This is a genomic window from Kineosporia sp. A_224 (genome assembly GCF_002198655.1).
Lineage (GTDB): Bacteria > Actinomycetota > Actinomycetes > Actinomycetales > Kineosporiaceae > R-H-3.
Window position 1 is genome coordinate 37,893 of the sequence record NZ_MWLN01000236.1, and the last position, 16,819, is coordinate 54,711.

18 protein-coding genes and 1 riboswitch are annotated in these 16,819 nt (G+C 75.6%); of the genes, 5 read left to right on the forward strand and 13 right to left on the reverse strand.

Annotated features, from left to right (window positions below; all coding sequences use genetic code 11):
* Window positions 1-29 precede the first annotated feature (29 nt).
* Window positions 30-260 (forward strand): hypothetical protein, encoded by a 231-nt coding sequence (locus EDJALFJO_RS32180; RefSeq protein WP_088290713.1) that lies wholly within the window; start codon window positions 30-32, stop codon window positions 258-260.
* 132 nt (window positions 261-392) lie between these two features.
* Complete coding sequence (locus tag EDJALFJO_RS32185) at window positions 393-842, forward strand: DUF456 domain-containing protein (RefSeq protein WP_088290714.1); 450 nt, start codon at window positions 393-395, stop codon at window positions 840-842.
* Between the two features lie 74 nt (window positions 843-916).
* Here the strand turns inward: EDJALFJO_RS32185 and EDJALFJO_RS32190 are convergent, their stop codons facing one another.
* The 3 genes from EDJALFJO_RS32190 to EDJALFJO_RS32200 form a co-directional block, all read right to left on the reverse strand.
* On the reverse strand, window positions 917-2,479 hold the full coding sequence (locus EDJALFJO_RS32190; RefSeq protein ID WP_088290715.1) for an RNA polymerase sigma factor: 1,563 nt from the start codon (window positions 2,477-2,479) through the stop codon (window positions 917-919).
* 242 nt (window positions 2,480-2,721) lie between these two features.
* Window positions 2,722-3,306 carry an HhH-GPD-type base excision DNA repair protein gene (locus EDJALFJO_RS32195; RefSeq protein WP_088290716.1) on the reverse strand — a complete coding sequence of 195 codons (585 nt, stop codon included), beginning with the start codon at window positions 3,304-3,306 and terminating at the stop codon, window positions 2,722-2,724.
* A gap of 4 nt (window positions 3,307-3,310) precedes the next feature.
* Window positions 3,311-3,712, reverse strand: coding sequence for a universal stress protein (locus EDJALFJO_RS32200; RefSeq protein ID WP_088290717.1), 402 nt, complete (start codon window positions 3,710-3,712; stop codon window positions 3,311-3,313).
* A gap of 170 nt (window positions 3,713-3,882) precedes the next feature.
* Here EDJALFJO_RS32200 and EDJALFJO_RS32205 point away from each other — a divergent pair, with 170 nt between their 5' ends.
* Window positions 3,883-4,368, forward strand: coding sequence for an NUDIX domain-containing protein (locus EDJALFJO_RS32205; RefSeq protein WP_088290718.1), 486 nt, complete (start codon window positions 3,883-3,885; stop codon window positions 4,366-4,368).
* Between the two features lie 12 nt (window positions 4,369-4,380).
* On the opposite strand, the gene EDJALFJO_RS32210 is transcribed toward EDJALFJO_RS32205, so the two are convergent.
* From EDJALFJO_RS32210 to EDJALFJO_RS34735, 4 genes are all read right to left on the reverse strand, one after another.
* On the reverse strand, window positions 4,381-5,637 hold the full coding sequence (locus EDJALFJO_RS32210) for a homoserine O-acetyltransferase (protein ID WP_088290719.1): 1,257 nt from the start codon (window positions 5,635-5,637) through the stop codon (window positions 4,381-4,383).
* Complete coding sequence (locus EDJALFJO_RS32215) at window positions 5,637-6,953, reverse strand: bifunctional o-acetylhomoserine/o-acetylserine sulfhydrylase (protein WP_088290720.1); 1,317 nt, start codon at window positions 6,951-6,953, stop codon at window positions 5,637-5,639. The genes EDJALFJO_RS32210 and EDJALFJO_RS32215 overlap by 1 nt, the downstream gene beginning before the upstream one ends.
* A 237-nt stretch (window positions 6,954-7,190) precedes the next feature.
* Window positions 7,191-7,307, reverse strand: a riboswitch (SAM riboswitch).
* Between the two features lie 109 nt (window positions 7,308-7,416).
* Window positions 7,417-8,508, reverse strand: coding sequence for a DUF4192 domain-containing protein (locus EDJALFJO_RS32220; RefSeq protein WP_088290721.1), 1,092 nt, complete (start codon window positions 8,506-8,508; stop codon window positions 7,417-7,419).
* Between the two features lie 107 nt (window positions 8,509-8,615).
* The gene (locus EDJALFJO_RS34735) at window positions 8,616-8,978 is read right to left on the reverse strand and encodes a YkvA family protein (protein WP_158220653.1); all 363 of its coding nucleotides are present in this window, start codon (window positions 8,976-8,978) and stop codon (window positions 8,616-8,618) included.
* A gap of 454 nt (window positions 8,979-9,432) precedes the next feature.
* Between EDJALFJO_RS34735 and EDJALFJO_RS32230 the strand changes: the two genes are divergently transcribed.
* Complete coding sequence (locus tag EDJALFJO_RS32230) at window positions 9,433-10,266, forward strand: spermidine synthase (protein ID WP_158220654.1); 834 nt, start codon at window positions 9,433-9,435, stop codon at window positions 10,264-10,266.
* Here the strand turns inward: EDJALFJO_RS32230 and EDJALFJO_RS32235 are convergent.
* The 4 genes from EDJALFJO_RS32235 to EDJALFJO_RS32250 all read right to left on the reverse strand — a co-directional run bounded on the left by EDJALFJO_RS32235 (window position 10,263) and on the right by EDJALFJO_RS32250 (window position 14,663).
* Entirely contained in the window at window positions 10,263-11,051 is a 789-nt protein-coding gene (locus EDJALFJO_RS32235; RefSeq protein ID WP_088290724.1) for an anti-sigma factor domain-containing protein, read from the reverse strand. The genes EDJALFJO_RS32230 and EDJALFJO_RS32235 overlap by 4 nt on opposite strands.
* The gene (gene sigK, locus EDJALFJO_RS32240) at window positions 11,048-11,626 is read right to left on the reverse strand and encodes an ECF RNA polymerase sigma factor SigK (protein ID WP_088290749.1); all 579 of its coding nucleotides are present in this window, start codon (window positions 11,624-11,626) and stop codon (window positions 11,048-11,050) included. The genes EDJALFJO_RS32235 and sigK overlap by 4 nt, the downstream gene beginning before the upstream one ends.
* Before the next feature lie 186 nt (window positions 11,627-11,812).
* Window positions 11,813-12,898, reverse strand: a complete 1,086-nt coding sequence (locus EDJALFJO_RS32245; protein WP_088290725.1) for an alcohol dehydrogenase catalytic domain-containing protein — start codon at window positions 12,896-12,898, stop codon at window positions 11,813-11,815.
* A 7-nt stretch (window positions 12,899-12,905) separates the two neighbouring features.
* Entirely contained in the window at window positions 12,906-14,663 is a 1,758-nt protein-coding gene (locus EDJALFJO_RS32250; RefSeq protein ID WP_088290726.1) for a DUF885 domain-containing protein, read from the reverse strand.
* 179 nt (window positions 14,664-14,842) lie between these two features.
* Between EDJALFJO_RS32250 and EDJALFJO_RS32255 the strand changes: the two genes are divergently transcribed.
* The gene (locus EDJALFJO_RS32255) at window positions 14,843-15,868 is read left to right on the forward strand and encodes an alpha/beta fold hydrolase (RefSeq protein ID WP_088290727.1); all 1,026 of its coding nucleotides are present in this window, start codon (window positions 14,843-14,845) and stop codon (window positions 15,866-15,868) included.
* A gap of 16 nt (window positions 15,869-15,884) precedes the next feature.
* Here the strand turns inward: EDJALFJO_RS32255 and EDJALFJO_RS32260 are convergent, their stop codons facing one another.
* Together EDJALFJO_RS32260 and EDJALFJO_RS32265 are read right to left on the reverse strand one after the other, a co-directional pair.
* Window positions 15,885-16,304: a hypothetical protein gene (locus EDJALFJO_RS32260; RefSeq protein WP_143448917.1), complete on the reverse strand. Its 420-nt coding sequence runs from the start codon at window positions 16,302-16,304 to the stop codon at window positions 15,885-15,887.
* Complete coding sequence (locus EDJALFJO_RS32265) at window positions 16,301-16,798, reverse strand: hypothetical protein (RefSeq protein WP_088290729.1); 498 nt, start codon at window positions 16,796-16,798, stop codon at window positions 16,301-16,303. The genes EDJALFJO_RS32260 and EDJALFJO_RS32265 overlap by 4 nt, the downstream gene beginning before the upstream one ends.
* Window positions 16,799-16,819: the final 21 nt, after the last annotated feature.

The window sequence follows — 16,819 nt, forward strand, 5'->3', positions numbered from 1 at the left end:
CCGGCCCACCGCCTGGAGGAGGTCGCCCCGTGAACGCAACCCTTGCCCCCGCGGCCCTGACCGCTGCCGACCGTTGTGACCGTTGTGGAGCACGCGCCTACGTGCGCGTCCTGCTCCCCAAGGGTGGCGAGCTCCTGTTCTGTGCCCACCACGGGCGCGCCCACCAGGACGCGCTCCGTGAGAAGGCCGTCGAGATCCAGGACGAGTCGCACGCCCTGACCAGCGTCACACCGGCGATCGCCCCGGACGAAGAGCGCTGACCTGTCCCCGGCCGGGCGCCGCCGACAGGGCGACCCCCGGACGCACCTGACCGTCGCACCTCTCCCGACCGCGAACGACTCGACACGAGCACGGAGGCCCGGCTGACCGGCGTCGCACTGCTGTCGGGGCTGATGATCGTCATCGGCCTCGCCGGCATCGTCGTCCCGGTCCTGCCGGGCCTCCTGCTCGTGTGGGGCGGGGTCGCGGTCTGGGCCGTCGCCGAGCACGACGCCGGCGCGTGGACCGTGCTCGCGGTCGCCACCTTGGTCGCCGTCGGCGGCAGCGTCGTCAAGTACCTGCTCCCGGGCCGCCGGCTCAAGGAGTCCGGCGTGCCGTGGACCACGGTGGGCCTGGGCACCGTCCTCGGGATCGCCGGCTTCTTCGTCGTCCCCGTCGTCGGGGTGGTCCTCGGCTTCGTGCTCGGCGTCTTCCTCGCCGAGTGGCTCCGCCTCAAGGACACCGCCGCCGCCTGGCCGTCGACGCGCCGCGCGCTCGCCGCCGTCGGCTGGTCGATCGTCATCGAGCTCGCGACGGCCCTGCTCGTCACCGCGGTCTGGGTCGTCGGGCTCGTCCTCGGCTGAGGCACCCGCCCCCTACGACACGACGGCGGCCGCCCCGCAGGGGGCGGCCGCCGTCGACGTCTGTGCGGGTGCGGTCAGTCGAGGTAGTCGCGGAGCACCTGGCTCCGGCTCGGGTGACGCAGCTTCGACATCGTCTTGGACTCGATCTGCCGGATCCGCTCGCGCGTGACGCCGTAGACCTTGCCGATCTCGTCGAGCGTCTTCGGCTGGCCGTCGGTGAGGCCGAACCGCATGGAGACGACGCCCGCCTCGCGCTCGGAGAGCGTGTCGAGGACAGAGTGCAGCTGCTCCTGGAGCAGGGTGAACGACACGGCGTCCGCCGGGACGACGGCCTCGGAGTCCTCGATGAGGTCACCGAACTCGCTGTCGCCGTCCTCGCCGAGCGGGGTGTGCAGCGAGATCGGCTCGCGGCCGTACTTCTGGACCTCGATGACCTTCTCGGGGGTCATGTCGAGCTCCTTGGCGAGCTCCTCGGGCGTGGGCTCGCGGCCCAGGTCCTGGAGCATCTGCCGCTGCACGCGCGCGAGCTTGTTGATGACCTCGACCATGTGGACCGGGATCCGGATGGTCCGGGCCTGGTCGGCCATCGCGCGTGTGATGGCCTGCCGGATCCACCACGTGGCGTAGGTCGAGAACTTGTAGCCCTTGGTGTAGTCGAACTTCTCGACCGCGCGGATCAGACCGAGGTTGCCCTCCTGGATGAGGTCCAGGAAGAGCATGCCGCGGCCGGTGTAGCGCTTGGCGAGCGAGACGACGAGACGCAGGTTGGCCTCGAGCAGGTGGTTCTTCGCCCGGCGGCCGTCCTCGGCGATCCAGCGGAGCTCGCGGTGCAGCTTCGTCTCGATCTTCTCGCCGGAGTTGAGCCGCTCCTCGGCGAACAGGCCGGCCTCGATGCGCTTGGCGAGCTCGACCTCCTGCTCGGCGTTGAGGAGGGCGACCTTGCCGATCTGCTTGAGGTAGTCCTTGACCGGGTCCGCGGTCGCACCGGCGGTCGCGACCTGCTGGGCGGGAGCGTCGTCGTCGTCGTCCGTCAGGACGAAGGCGTCCTCGCTCTCCTCCTCGGGCTTCTCCGCGACGGCCGCCTCGGCCTCGACCGCGGGGACCTCGACCTCTTCGACGACGACGACGTCCTCGACGACGACCTCCTCGACGACGAGGTCGTCACCGGGCTCGACGAGGTCGGCGTCCAGCTCGAGGTCCTCGACCTCGCCGTCCGCCTCGGCGTCGCCGCCCTTGGCGGCGGCGGCCTTGGCGGCGGTCTTCTTGGCAGCGGCCTTCTTGGCGGGGGCGGCCGGCGGCTCGTCCCCCTCGGCGGCCGGGGCGGCGGTCTTCGCCGCGGCCTTGGCCGGGCGCTTGGCCGTCGCCGTCGCGGACGCCGAGGCACCGCTGCGGGTGCTCGTCGCGGCGACGGCACGCCGGGCCGCGGGCGTGTCGGGCAGCTCGACCGTGATCCCCGCGTCGTCGATGGCGCGCAGGACAGCCTTCATCCGGGCCATCGGAACCTCCGCCTGCTCGCAGGCGGAGCGGAGGGCAACGGCGTCGACGCTGCCCCGCGTGCTGCCGAGCCGCAGGAGCTCCTGCAGCGCGGGGTGGGTGAACTCGGACGGGAGAGGCCGGGAGGTCGGGACCGACGACACGGACAACCTTTCGTCGTGGTGAAGCTACGTGGATGTCCCGGTGAAGGACACAGGTTCCAACGGCGGCGGGCACGAACTTGTGCCCGACTGAGCCGGTCAACTGCTCATTGTTGCATGCCCGGAGGTATGCGGTCGCAAACGGACGGCTCGGTCACGGTCGTCCGTACGGATGACGTTGTGCCGGCCGGGGCCGCGACCGGCCCGCGCGGAGCGGGCCGCTCCGGTGTGTCGTGGGGTCGTCGTCAGCGCGCCGCCTTCGCCTTGGCCTCGGCCTTCATGGCCTTCTTGAACTCCCGGACCTTGAGCAGGCTCTCGCCGTCGACCACGTCCGCGACCGAGCGGTGGCTGCCCGGGGTGCCGTAGTCCCCCGCCGCCTCGCGCCAGCCGGCGGGCTCGACGCCCAGCTGCTTGCCGAGCAGTGCGAGGAAGATCTTCGCCTTCTGCTCGCCGAACCCCGGCAGCGCCTTGAGCCGGGCGAGCAGCGCGGGCCCGTCCTCGACGTCCGCCCAGATCGCCGCGGCGTCGCCGCCGTAGGTGTCGACGACGAACCTCGCGAGGGTCTGGACCCGGCCGGCGAAGTTGCGGTGGTAGCGGTGGACGGCGGGCGGGCCCGCCATGAGGGTCTCGAACTCCTCGGGCGGGCAGTCCGCGACCGCCTGCGGGTCGAGGCCGGGGGTGCCCATCCGGGCGGCGATGACGGCCGGGCCGGAGAACGCCTTCTCCATGGGGATCTGCTGGTCGAGCAGCATGCCGACGAGCAGGGCGAAGGGGTCGGTGCTCAGCAGTGCGTCGGCCTGCGGGTCACCGGCGATGCTCAGCGCCGCCACAGGCTCAGCCCTCGGCCTTGACGGCGAGCACCGGGCAGGGCGCCTCGAGCAGGATGCGCTGGGCGTTGGATCCGAGGATGAGCTTGCCGACCGGCGTCCGGCGGCGCAGGCCGATGACGATGAAGTCCGCCTTGACCTCCTCGGCGACGGCGATGAGGTCCTCGGCGGGCTCGAGGCCCCGGACGAGCTGGCGCACCTCGTGCGCGATCCCGGCGGCGTCGAGCTCGGCGCGGACGGCGTCGAGCTCGGCCTCGTAGGCGGCCGCCTCGGCGGCGTCGAGGTCCTTGCCGCCGCGGTTGGAGTTGATGACGACGAGGTTCGTGCTGCGCAGCCGGCACTCCAGGGCGGCCCGGTGCAGGGCCGCACGACCCTCTGCTGTCGGGACGTAGCCCACGACGACGGCCATCTCGCCCTCCTCCTCGCGACGGTCCGGTGCCGGCGCTCCCGGGGCGTGGCCCGCGGGCGGCACGGCCACGGCTGGTGCCGGGCACGCTACCCGATGACGACCGCTTGCAGCGGGTCGGTTCGTCCCGGTCGTCCCCGGCGGACCCGGCGCCCACCACCTACGGTGGACCCGTGGCTGCGCACGACGGCAACGGGTGGGTGGAGTGCCGCTGCGGGCAACGGCACTGGGGCCTGCACGGCGCGGCCGGGCTGCTGCTCCTGCGGGACGGCGCGGGCGACCCGACGGACGGCGGCGCGGGCACCGACGTGCTCCTGCAGCTGCGTGCCGGGTGGACCCACGAGGGCGGTTCCTGGGGTCTGCCCGGCGGGGCCCGGGACAGCCACGAGGACGTCGTGACCGCAGCACTGCGCGAGGCGTGGGAGGAGGCGGCCGTACCGGCGGACGCCGTCGCCGTCATCGGCTCCCGGCTCGGCGTCGACCACGTCGACTGGCGCTACACGTACGTGCTCGCGAAGGCCCCGGCCGACGTCGCGGTCGCCCCCCGCACGGAGGAGAGCGACGAGCTGCGCTGGGTCGGGCTGGACGACGTCACGGCGCTGCCGCTGCACCCCGCGTTCGCCCGGGCCTGGCCGGGGCTGCGCGACGAGCTCGGCTGACCGGCCCGGCGGTCAGGCGCCTGCGACCTGGGCGTCGGACACCTGGGCGTCGGACACCTGGGCGTCGGACACCTGGGCGTCCGCGGTCCCCGCGGCGGGTGCGTCGTCCGGATCGTGCTCCTCGAGGAGCGCGGCGACGAGCCGGCCGACCGCGGCCGACTCCACGAGGAACCCGTCGTGGCCGTAGGGGCTGTGCAGGACCTGCAGCGGCGCGGCGTCCGGGATGCCGGCGGCCACGAGCGCGTTGAGGTCGACCGGGTAGAGGCGGTCGCTGTCGACGGCGACGACCGTCGTCCGCGCCGTGACCCGCGCCAGCGCGGCGGCCACCCCGCCGCGCCCGCGGCCGACGTCGTGCGAGTTCATCGCCTCGGTGAGCACGACGTACGAGTTCGCGTCGAACCGGCTCACGAGCTTGTCCGCGTGGTGGTCGAGGTAGGACTCGATCGCGTAGCGGCCCTCGCCGCCGACCGGGTTCTCGCCGAGCTGCGGGCTGCGGCCGAAGCGCATGTTGATCTCGTTGCCCGAGCGGTAGGTCACCTGGGCGATCCGGCGCGCGATGCCGAGCCCGTTCTGCGGGCCCTGGCCCGGCAGCGCCTCGTAGTAGTCGCCGCCGGCGAAGTGGGGGTCGCTACGGATCGCGGCGAGCTGCGGCGAGCACCATGCGATCTGGTCCCCGGTGGCGGCTGCGCAGGTCGCGAGCGCGAGCAGCCGCTCGACCCGCTGCGGGTAGGACACGGCCCACTCGATCGCCCGCATCCCGCCCATCGACCCACCGACGACGAGCGCCCAGCGGTCGACGCCGAGGTGGTCGGTGAGCGCGGCCTCGGCCGCGACCTGGTCCCGCACCGTGACGAACGGGAACCGGCTGCCGTACGGCCGCCCGTCGGGATGCGCCGACGACGGGCCCGTCGTCCCCTGGCAGCCGCCGAGGACGTTGGGGGCCACGACGAACCAGCGGTCGGTGTCGAGCATCTGGCCCGGACCGATGAGGCCGTCCCACCAGCCCGGCGTCGGGTGCCCCGGGCCCTGCGGACCGACGACGTGGCTGTCGCCCGTGAGGGCGTGCAGCACGAGGACGGCGTTGTCCCGGGCCGGCGAGAGCCGGCCCCACGTCTCGTAGGCGACCGTGACGCCGTCGAGCCGGCCCCCGGCCTCGAGAGGCAGGGGGCCGACCTCGGCGAACCGGCGCCCGCCCGGGGGGTCCCCTACCCGCCACGCCCCCGTCACCGGGAGCGCGGCGGGCACGGGAAGCTCCTGAGCGGCCACCATCAGTCGACCTTCGCCGCCCGGAACCCGGCCTCGAGGTCGGCGAGGATGTCGTCGACGTGCTCGATGCCGACCGAGAGCCGGACGAGGCCCGGCGTGACGCCGGCGGCGAGCTGCTCGGCCTCGGAGAGCTGGCTGTGCGTCGTCGAGGCGGGGTGGATCACGAGGCTGCGGACGTCGCCGATGTTCGCCACGTGGCTGTGCAGCTGGAGGGCGTTGACGAAACGCTTGCCGGCTTCGACGCCACCCTTGATCTCGAACGCGAGCACGGCGCCCGGCCCCTTGGGCGCGTACTTCTGCGCCGCGGAGTACCAGGGGCTCGACTCCAGGCCGGCGTAGGCGACGCTTTCCACCTCGTCGCGGCCGGTGAGCCAGGTGGCCACGGCCTTCGCGTTCGCGACGTGCCGCTCGACGCGCAGGCTGAGCGTCTCGAGGCCCTGCGCCAGCAGGAAGGCGTTGAACGGGGTGGTCGCCGACCCGAGGTCGCGCAGGAGCTGGACGCGCGCCTTGAGGATGAACGACAGGTTCACCCCGAACGCACCGCCGACGCCGAGGTCCCGCGCGTAGACGAGGCCGTGGTAGCTCGGGTCCGGCTGGTTGTAGTTCGGGTAGCGCTCCGGGTACTGGGCGAAGTCGAAGCGACCGGAGTCGACGATCGCGCCGCCGATCGAGGTGCCGTGGCCGCCGAGGTACTTCGTCGTCGAGTGGACGACGATGTCGGCGCCCCACTCGAACGGGCGCACGAGGTACGGGGTCGCGACGGTGTTGTCGACGATGAGCGGGACGCCGACCTCGTGGGCGACCCCGGAGACCCCCTCGATGTCGAGGAGGTCCTGCTTGGGGTTGGAGATCGTCTCGCCGAAGAACGCCTTGGTGTTGGGGCGGACCGCGGCGCGCCACGAGTCGAGGTCGTCCGGGTCCTCGACGAACGTGACCTCGATCCCGAGCTTCGGCAGCGTGTAGTGGAAGAGGTTGTACGTGCCGCCGTACAGGCTCGGGCTCGACACGATGTGGTCGCCGTGCTCGGCGACGTTGAGGATCGCGATCGTCTCCGCGGCCTGCCCGCTCGAGACGAGGAGCGCGCCCACGCCGCCTTCGAGGCTCGCCAGCCGCTGCTCGACGGCGTCCTGGGTCGGGTTCATGATCCGCGTGTAGATGTTGCCGAGCTCCTTGAGCGCGAACAGGTTCGCCGCGTGGTCGGCGTCCTTGAACACGAAGGAGGTCGTCTGGTAGATCGGCAGCGCCCGGGCCCCGGTCGTGGGGTCGGGCGTCTGGCCGGCGTGGATCTGCCGCGTCTCGAAGGACCAGCCGTCGTTCATGGGTGTCTCCCGGAGGGTCGGGGCCGCGCACGGCGCGGCCGCGGTGGTCGGTCGTGGAGTGGCGTGTGCCGGGACGTCACGGGCGCAGGGCGCGCCGGGGAGGACGTCGACGACGCTCGGGACGTGCGGCCGCCGGGGGTGCCGGGCGGCGGTGCCCTGGTCAGGGAGCGTCGGGACTGCTGCTCAGCGACACATTCGACAGGTCATGGTGCGCTCCTCGGAACCGGGGCCCCAGGGGACCCGCGCTTGCCTCCGCCACCTCGGCGGTCAGCCTGGTCATCACCCGGGGCACCCCACCGCGGTTAGGAGGGTTGCCGGCCAGCGAGCCGGGGCTTGACGCTGGCGCTCATGACCTGTCGTCGATCCTAGGACACACCCCCGGGGCCGGACCACCCGTCTCACCATCCGATCCGCGCGTCTCACCCGCTCGCCAGGACCTGTCCCCCGCCCGGAGCACACCCGCTCACCGTTGCTGCTGCTGCGCGGGCTCGAGGTCGCGGGACGCCCGCGCGACGTCCGTCCAGGGCGGCGGGACGCTGCCCTCCAGCAGCGCGTGGACGAGCCCGGCGAGCCGGTGCCCCGGGGCGTCCTCGAGCGCCCGGTCGGCGAGCAGCCGGCCGCGCACGGCGTCCCCGGACCACCAGGCCAGCCAGGCCAGCGCGGCGAGCGGCTCCGCCCGGGAGCCCGCCGGCGCCCGGCGCGCCAGGCAGGCCAGCAACCGGTCCCCGGTGCGGACGAGCGGATCCTGCGGCCGGGCGTCGCGGTCCGGGCCGAGCGGACCGGTCGGGCGGCCCTCGAGGAGCCGCAGCGCCGTCGCCCGGCCACCGGGGACGAGGCTGAACAGGACGGCGTCACGCAGGTCCCGGTCGGCCACCAGGGCCGCGAGCAGGTCCTCGGCCCGGGTCGGCTCCTCGGCGGCGGCGTCGAGGTCCGCGCACCACCGCAGGAACGCCGCGCGCCGCCGGCCGCGCCCCGGACGGGCCCTCGGCAGGGCGAGCACGGGCTCTCCGCGGGCCGCGGCGGCGTCGGGGTCGACGTCCGCGACGAGGTCCTGCTCGTCGTCGAGCACGCAGCGCCCCTCGAGGACCATCGCCGCCGCGACCCGGCTCCCGGTCACCTCCGTGAGCGGCCGGCCCGCCGGCGAGCAGCAGCCCTCGTCCTCGCAGAGGTAGGAGCGGTACGTGGAGGAGCCCACGAGCAGCGCGTCGACGACGTGCACGCCGGCCGCGGCGAGCGCTGCACGCAGCCGCACGGTCAGCCCGTCGTGCGGCATGGCGCCGTCGCCGTCGACGAGCGGCGCGTCGCCCGCGGCGTCCGACACGACGAGCACCAGGCACGCCTCGTCGCCGCTGCGCTCGAGCATCTCGGCGAACATCACGGCGGCGCGGGCCGCGTGCCGCTCGCCCGGCAGGTCGAGCCGGGCCACGAGACCGGAGGTCAGGCTGTCGCCGGACATGCCGACGACGACGACGCTCTCCCGGGGCCGGAACCCCATGACGAACCAGGCGTAGGCGATGAGGTCGTGCGGGGCTCCCCCGCGGATCACTGAGGTCATGGCGCCCACCGTGGCGGGCAGCGGCGACGTCCCGCGCGGTCGCGGGTGCCGGCTGTGGACAGTGGGACGAACGCGCGACCTGTGGACGGGTCGGACCCGACCGGACGTCAGCCGATGACCTGGCCCGTGACCGTCCGGCTCTTCTCCGCCTCCCACTCCAGGAAGGCGTCCGCCTCCGAGAGCAGCGAGCCGAACACGAACGCGGCGACGACGGCGTCGTCCCCGAAACCGAGGATCGGCACGATGATCTCCGGGATCGCGTCGACGGGGGACAGCACGTAGACGAGGCCGAGCAGGGCGACGAGGATCCGGCCGCGGTCCAGGTGCGGGTAGGTGCCGCGCATCCCCTGGGCGACCATCCGCGGGACGGCCCCGAGCCGGGCGCCCGCGGTGGGCGCCCCTGCCACGCGTGAGCCGCGCATCGTCTGCCAGAAGACCTTGAGCGCCGCGGCGCGCCGCACCGATTTCATGCCGACCCCTCGTGTCGCCGTGGGGACCGGACCCGGCCCCCGACCTCTCAACGGTCGCCCATGGGTGCGGTGTTCCGCCACCCCTGGGGTCCCTCGGCGCGTCGGACGGCGTCCGGGCCGCTGCGGCTCCCCGGCCCCGGTGAGGCGTGCGCCACGTCCGGCGGGACCCGTCCGGCCCCCGGAGCGCCGCACGGAGGCGCCGGGACAGGGCCCTGATACGTCCGGACCTCGTGAGGTACGCCACCCGACGCGGGCCGGGTCCGGACGTATCAGGGACGGGCCCGGCGCGTTCTGCCCCGCGAGGGAACCGGGCGCGGGGCGGCGGCACGGTGACCTCACCGGCGCCTGGTGCACCACGGGGGTGCACGACGCGCCGGTCCCGTCGGGCGGCCCGCGAGCAGGGGCCACGCGGACCGCCCGACGGGGCCCCGGCCGCCCGTGGCAGGGTGTCCGGGTGGCGAGGCGAGGGGAACCGGCAGGGGCGCTGGAGTCCGCGCCGCCGCGGCCCTTCCCGCTCGCCGGCGGCCGGGTCGTGTTCGTCCCGGACGACGACGGCCGGCGCGGCTGGACGATGCAGGTGGACGGCGTCCCGAGCAGCCACGTCGACCTCGACGACCCGACCCGCCTGGACTTCGAGTACATGCGCTGGGTCGGCGACGTCCTCGACGTGGCCTTCCCGCCGGGCGACCCGGTCCGCGCCGTGCACGTCGGCGGCGCCGGCTGCACGCTGCCCCGCTACGTCGCCGCGACCCGGCCGGGGTCCCGGCAGACCGTCCTCGAGATCGACGCCGCGGTGCTGGACGCCGCTCGTGACGCGCTCGGGCTGCGCTCGTCGAAGCTGCTGCGGCTGCGCGTCTGCGAGGGCCGGGAGGGGCTCGCCGGGCTCCCGGACGCGAGCCAGGACGTCGTGGTCCGGGACGCCTTCGACGGCTCGCAGGTACCGGCGCACCTCACGACGGTCGAGTTCCTCCGCGAGGTCCGGCGGGTCCTCGCCCCGGACGGCGTCTACCTGGCGAACGTCGCCGACACGCCGAAGATGTCGCTCGCCCGCGGCGAGGCCGCGAGCGCGCTCGCGGTGTTCGCGCACGTCGCGCTCGCGGCCGAGCCCGGCCAGTTCCACGGCCGCCGGTACGGCAACGTCGTCCTCGCCGCGTCGGTGCGGCCGCTGCCCGCGGCGGCGCTGGGCCGCCGGCTCGCGAGCGGCGCCGTCCGGGCCAGGCTCCTCGTGGACGTCGAGGTGCGCGGCTTCGCGTCCGCGGCGCGGCCGCTGGCCGACCCGCCGGCCTAGACCTTCACCGCGGCGACCGGTTCGGTCGTCGGCTGCTGCGAGCCGCCCTGCGGCTCGACCGAGACCGCGACCGTGTCCCCGGGCCGGATCCCCTCGACGGGCCGGGCCCAGCTGCCGGCCGCGTCCGCTGCCGCCGGGCCGAGGCCCAGCGAGCGGATCCCGTCGCTGCGCACCACCCAGAGCTGGTAGGTCCGGTCCGCCGGCAGCCCGGCGACCCCGGCGGTGAGGACCACCGCACGGTCACCGGCGACGGCGAGCGTCACCGTGCCGCCGCTGCTCACCGGGGCGCTGACGAGCCGGCGGGCCGGGTCGGAGAGCACCGTCGCGATCCGCTGCTCGCGGGCGACGGCGGCGTCCTGGCGGGCCCGGGCGTCCTGCGCGGCCCGCCACTCGACGGCGCCGAACGTGCCGCCGCCGAGCGCGAGGACGGCGGCGACGGCTGCCGCGGCCACCCAGGTGCGGCCCGAGGCCGGCGGCCGGCCGCGCCCCGCGGCGTCCTGCTGCTCCCCGTCGCGCTGCAGCGGCGGCAGCTGCGGGGTCCGCCGGACCTCTGCGAGCACCCGGTCGCGCATCGCGCCTGCCGGCGCGAGGGTCACGCCGTCGGCGAGCCGGGCCGCGGTCTCGCGGAAGCCGCGGACCTCCTCGCGGCACGCGGCGCACCCGGCGAGGTGACGCTCGAAGGTGCGGCGCTCGAGGTCGTCGAGGGCGTCGAGGGCGTAGGCGCCGGTGAGCGCGTGCAGGTCCGCGGCGTCGCCGGGGCCGGCGGTCGTCGTGTCGTCGGTCATGACGCCACCCCCAAGCAGTCGCGGAGCCGGATGAGCCCGTCGCGCAACCGGGTCTTCACGGTGCCGAGCGGGACCTCGAGGAGCCCGGCCACCTCGCGGTGCGTGTGACCACGGTAGAACGCGAGCGTCACGGCCTCCCGCTGGAGGTCGGTGAGGCCGCCCATGCACCGGCGCACCTGCTGCTGCTCCAGCCGCACCTCGACGGTGTCGGCGGTGAGGTCGACGTCGCGCTCCATGGACGACGTCCCGACCCGGACGTCCCGGTCGGTGGAGGCCTGCGCGGCCCGGACCCGGTCGATGGCGCGACGGCGCGCCATCGTCGTGATCCAGGCCCGGACGCTGCCCAGCCCGGGGTCGAACCGCGCGGCGGTCCGCCAGGCCTCGACGAACACCTCCTGGGTGACCTCCTCGGCGTGCGCGGGGTTGCGCACCACCTGGAGGACCAGCCCGTGGACGGAACCGACGAGGGCGTCGTACAGCTGCTCGAAGGCGCGCTCGTCCCCACGGGCGACGCGGGCGAGCAGCGCCTCGGGGGACGACGGGACGTCGGCGACGCCGGGGGGCCCGTCGCTCATGCGCAGGACCGGCGCGGCGCCCGACCGCGGCACGAGGCGGACCGGCCGGGCATGCCGCGCCCCGCCCGGGAGGTTCTGGCTGGGTTCCACGTCCGCTGTTCGGCGCGGGCAGCCCGGCGGATTGGTCGTTCCGGCACGGCCCCACCCTGTCGCAGGACCGCGGCAGTGGCACGTCGACGGGCCGGGTCAGCCGTTCGGCAGGGCGACGGTCATCCCGGTCGGCGGGGCCGAGCCGAGCGAGGCGAGCCCGGCCGGCACGTCGTCGAGGCCCACCCGGCCGGTGACGAGGTCGAGCGGCCGCAGCCTCCCGGCCTCGACGAGACCGAGCATGCCCGGGTAGGAGTGGGCCGCCATCCCGTGGCTGCCGAGGAGCTCCAGCTCACCGGCGATCGCGAGGTGCATCGGCACCTGCGGCCAGCCGACCGCCGCCGGCAGCAGCCCGACCTGGACGTGCCGGCCGCGGGGGCGCAGCCCGGCGATCGAGGCGGCGCACGTGGCGGGGCTGCCGAGCGCGTCCAGCGACAGGTCGACGGCACCGCCGGCCGCCGCGCGGACGGCCTCGCCGACGGCGAGCGGACCGGCCGCGGCACCGGACCGCTGGTCGAACGGGAGGTCGAGGGCGCGCACGTCGACGACCGCCTCGGCACCGAACGCGGTCGCCAGCGCCAGCGGCCCGGGCCGGACGTCGACCGCGACGACCCGGGCGCCGGCGGCGACCGCGACCATGACCGCCGACAGCCCGACCCCGCCGCACCCGTGGACAGCGACCCAGTCCCCCGCGCGGACCCGGCCGACCTCGACGACGGCCCGGTAGGCCGTCGCGAACCGGCAGCCGAGCGCGGCCGCGGTCGCGGCGTCCACGCCGTCCGGCACCGCGACGAGGTTGACCGGCGCGCGCTCCACGACGACGAGCTCGGCGAACGAGCCCCAGCCGTCGAAGCCGGGCTGGGTCTGCCGCTCGCAGACCTGGTGGTCCCCGCGGCGGCAGGTCGGGCACGTCCCGCAGGCGTTGACGAAGGGGGCGGTCACCCGGTCGCCGGGACGCCAGCCGGCGACGTCCGCGCCGACGGTCTCGACGACGCCGGCGAACTCGTGCCCGGGCACGTGCGGCAGCGGGATGTCCGGGAAGTGCCCCTCGAACGTGTGCCAGTCGCTGCGGCACAGGCCGGTGGCCTCGACACGGACGACGACGCCGTCCGGCGGGCACACCGGGTCGGGGACGTCGGCGACCCGGGGGACCACCCCGTACTCCTCGAGCAGGACGGCGCGCACAGCGGGCCTACAGGGCCGCGAGCTCGGCGACGAGGTCGTCGAGCCCGAGGGACCCCTGGGAGAGGGCGGCCATGTGCCAGGCCTTCGCGTCGAACGTCTCGCCGCGCGCCTCGTGGGCGGCCCGGGCCTGCGCCCGGCCCTCGAGCCACGCCCGCTCGCCGAGCTTGTAGCTGATCGCCTGGCCGGGCATGCCGAGGTAGCGGACGAGCTCGCTGTCGAGGAAGTCCGCCGGCCGGCCGCTGTTGAGGCCGAAGAACTCCCGGCCGAACACGGGGGTCCACCGCTCCCCCGGCCGGAAGGGCACCGGCACGCCCTGGTCGGCGGCCGCGGGGATCTCCAGCTCGAGGTGCATGCCGATGTCGATGATGACCCGGACGGCGCGCATCTGCTGCGCGTCGAGGTAGCCGAGCCGGGCGCCGGGGTCGGTGAGGTAGCCGAGCTCGTCCATGAGGCGCTCGGCGTAGAGCGCCCAGCCCTCGACGTTCGCACCGACCGACCCGATGCTCGTCTGGTAGAGCGAGAGCCGGGGCGCGACGAGCACCCACTGCGCGAGCTGCAGGTGGTGGCCCGGGACGCCCTCGTGGTACCACGTGCTCACGAGCTGCCACAGCGAGAACCGGGTCTCGCCCATCGTCGGCAGCCAGGTCCGGCCCGGCCGGGAGAAGCCGATGCCGGGGCGGGTGTAGTACGGCGCGGCGGCACCGCCGGGCGGCGCGATCATCGCCTCGACCTGCTTGACCTCCTCGGCGAGGTCGAAGTGCGTGCCGTCGAGGTCTGCGATCGCCGTGTCCATGAGGCCCTGCAGGTGCCGCCGAACCTCCTCGACGCCCTCGATCGCGGGGCCGTCGGTGTCGAGCCAGGTCATCGCCTCCCGGACGGTCGCGCCGGGCAGGACCCGCTCGGCCTCCGCCCGCATCTCGGCGTCGAGGCGGGCGTACTCGCCCCACGCCCAGCGGTAGGCCTCGTCGAGGTCGAGGTCGGAGCCGGTCCAGTACCTCGCGGCGCGCCGGTAGCGCTCGCGCCCGACGGGGTCGCGGCCGTCGGCACGGGCGGCGGGCGCGTAGGTGTCGCGCAGCCAGTCCCGGAACTCGGTGACCCCGGCGTCCGCGTCCGCGGCCGCCGTGTCGAGCGCCGTCCGGTGGACGTCCGGGCCCTTCGCCGCGAAGCCGGCGAAGAACGGGATGCCGTCGGGGGCGCCGCCGCCGAGCCACTGACCGAGCTGGTCGAGCACCGTGTCGACCTGGGCGGGGCCGACGAGCAGCCCGCGCTCGCGGCCGAGGTCGAGCGTCGCGCGGTAGGAGGCGAGGGCGCCGCGCACCGCCCCGAGCCGGCGCGCGACCGTGGCCCAGTCGTCGTCCGTCGCCGTCGGCATGAGCATGAAGACCTGCCGCGTCGAGTGGAGCGGCGAGAAGAGGGTGGACAGCGAGCGGTACTGCTCCCCCGCCTCCTCGAGCGCCCGGGACGCCGTGAGCCGCTCGCGCAGCAGCCGCGCGCACCGGCGCTCGGTGGCGTCGAGCGCGGCGAGCCCGCCGGCGGCCGCCTCCGCGGCGTCCAGCTCGGCGAGGGTCTCGCGCCGGACGGCAGCCTCGGCGGCGAGACCGTCCGGCGAGAAGTCGGGCATCTCGTCCGCACGGTCGGGCAGCCCGAGGCTCGTCGCGAGCACGGGGTTGAGCGCGACGAGCCGCCGGACGTACCGGTCGGCGATCTCGCGCGGCGTCGCCGGCGCGGGGGACGCCCCGCCGGGCCCGGGGGCGGTGGTCGGCACAGAGGTGTCGGAAGGCACGGCAGCATCCTGCCGGACGCCCGACCCGGGATGTGGGTCGCATCCCCTGCGAGGGTGTGGAGGACACTGGTGCCTGGTCGTGCTCCGGCCCGGGACGGCCCGGGCGCGGCCGCCGAGGTGTGAACGTTGCCATCGGACGCCAGGGAAGGGACGATCCCGCCATGAGGCCCTCCGGGAACGCCGTACCGGCCGCCCGTCGGCCGCTCGCCGCGCTCGACGAGCCGGTCCGCGTGGAGTACCGGACCGTGCACGGGTACCGCCGGGCGTTCCTGCGGGCGGGCAGCGGGCCCGTGCTGCTCCTCGTCCACGGCATCGGCGACTCGGCCGACACCTGGCGCGACCTGATCCCGGTGCTGGCCCGCGACCACACGGTCATCGCGCCGGACCTGCTCGGGCACGGCCGCTCCGACAAGCCGCGCGCCGACTACTCGGTCGCCGCGTACGCCAACGCGATGCGCGACCTGCTCGGGATCCTCGACGTCGACCGGGTGACCCTCGTCGGGCACAGCCTCGGCGGCGGCGTCGCGATGCAGTTCGCCTACCAGTACCCCGAGCGTGTCGAACGGCTCGTCCTCGTGAGCACCGGCGGGGTGGGCCGCGACGTCAACCCGGTGCTGCGGCTGGTGTCGCTGCCGTACATGGACCAGCTCATGCACCTGCTGCGGCTGCCGACGACGAAGGTCGTGGGCCGGGTCGGCGCGGCCGCGGTCCGCCGGCTGCCCCTCGACCTCGGGTACGACGTCGACGACCTGCTGCGCATCTTCGAGGCGCTGCCCGACGCGCAGTCGCGCTCGGCGGTCACCCGGACGCTGCGCGCCGTCGTCGACTGGCGCGGCCAGGTCGTCACGATGCTCGACCGCTGCTACCTCGCCCGCGCGGTGCCGACCCTGCTCGTGTGGGGCCGGCACGACACGATCGTGCCGGTCGACCACGCGTTCGTGGCGCACGCGGCGATGCCCGGCAGCCGGCTGGAGGTCTTCGAGGGCTCCGGCCACTTCCCGCACCACTGCGAGCCCGCCCGGTTCCTCGGGGTGCTCCAGGAGTTCCTCGCCGCGACGCAGCCGGCCGGCCACGACACCGACGCCTGGCGCCGGCTGCTGCGGTACGGGCGCGGGGACGGCGCGACCGACGCCGGCGCGCACCTCGCCGACCAGGCGCTCGCGCAGAGCCACCGGACGGCGACCTGAGGTCCCGGCCGCCCGGCTAGCTCTTCGTCCGGACCCGCGGCACGACCTCGCCGCCGACGATCGAGGCCTCGACCCGGGTCTCCGAGTGCCCGTTGCGCAGTCGGACGTCGACCCGGCCGCCGTCGCGGGCCCGCTCGACCGTCCAGCCCGCCCCCGGCTCGACGCCCTCGACGACGAGCGCCCCGCCGGACACCCGCAGGAGCACCGCCCCGGCGGCCCCGGTGTCGACCCGGGTCACGGCGGCCCGCGTCGCCACCGGACGCGGCTGGGCGACCGCCGCCGGCGGGCGCGGCGCCGCAGGACGCGGGCGGTCCACAGCGACGACGACCCGGTCGTCCAGGCCCTGGACCCACGCCGCGAAGGCGCCCGTCACGACGGCCGCGGACGCGACGGCGAGCATGGCGCTGGTCCAGCGCAGGGTGCCCGGCGCCCTCATCGCCACACCTGGTCCCGCACGGCCGGGAGCCGCTCCGTCGGCTGGTCCCCGAGAGCGGGCAGCGGTGCCGTCGGCGGTCCGGAGGCGTGCGCCGGCTCGCGGCGGGGGCGCCGCGGGGTCCGGGACGGCGGCAGGCTGCGCAGGCCCGCCGGGACGACCCGCGACGCCGGGTGCCGCACGGTCGCCACCGCGACGACGAGGCAGGCCGCCGCGACGGCCGGGCCGCCGAGGACGGCACCCGCCCCGGCGAGCAGCCTCGCCCCGACGACCCCCGCCGGGCCGCGGGCCCCGAGCACGGCGACGACCGCGAGCGCCGCGACCCCGAGGCCGGCCCACGCGAGGACCTCGCCGAGCCCGAACCACCTGCGCCCCAGCGCCATCCCGGCGCCGGTCGCGGCGAGCAGCAGCACCGCCGCACCGAGCACGGCGGTCCGCAGCGTCTCGGCGTCCTCCCCGGGGCCGTCGTTCGCGGTGCTGGCCAGAGACGGTTCCACGGTGACTCCCCCGACGGCACG

What these genes read in the sequence shown, in the direction of transcription:
- sigK (WP_088290749.1), bottom strand. Translation starts at nt 11,626, where the DNA reads ATGAGCGACGGGCCCCCCGGCGTCGCCGACGTCCCGTCGTCCCCCGAG.
- EDJALFJO_RS32185 (WP_088290714.1), top strand. Translation starts at nt 393, where the DNA reads ATGATCGTCATCGGCCTCGCCGGCATCGTCGTCCCGGTCCTGCCGGGC.
- EDJALFJO_RS32260 (WP_143448917.1), bottom strand. Translation starts at nt 16,304, where the DNA reads ATGAGGGCGCCGGGCACCCTGCGCTGGACCAGCGCCATGCTCGCCGTC.
- EDJALFJO_RS32215 (WP_088290720.1), bottom strand. Translation starts at nt 6,953, where the DNA reads ATGAACGACGGCTGGTCCTTCGAGACGCGGCAGATCCACGCCGGCCAG.
- EDJALFJO_RS32235 (WP_088290724.1), bottom strand. Translation starts at nt 11,051, where the DNA reads ATGACCGACGACACGACGACCGCCGGCCCCGGCGACGCCGCGGACCTG.
- EDJALFJO_RS34735 (WP_158220653.1), bottom strand. Translation starts at nt 8,978, where the DNA reads ATGAAATCGGTGCGGCGCGCCGCGGCGCTCAAGGTCTTCTGGCAGACG.
- EDJALFJO_RS32210 (WP_088290719.1), bottom strand. Translation starts at nt 5,637, where the DNA reads ATGGTGGCCGCTCAGGAGCTTCCCGTGCCCGCCGCGCTCCCGGTGACG.
- EDJALFJO_RS32255 (WP_088290727.1), top strand. Translation starts at nt 14,843, where the DNA reads ATGAGGCCCTCCGGGAACGCCGTACCGGCCGCCCGTCGGCCGCTCGCC.
- EDJALFJO_RS32200 (WP_088290717.1), bottom strand. Translation starts at nt 3,712, where the DNA reads ATGGCCGTCGTCGTGGGCTACGTCCCGACAGCAGAGGGTCGTGCGGCC.
- EDJALFJO_RS32220 (WP_088290721.1), bottom strand. Translation starts at nt 8,508, where the DNA reads ATGACCTCAGTGATCCGCGGGGGAGCCCCGCACGACCTCATCGCCTAC.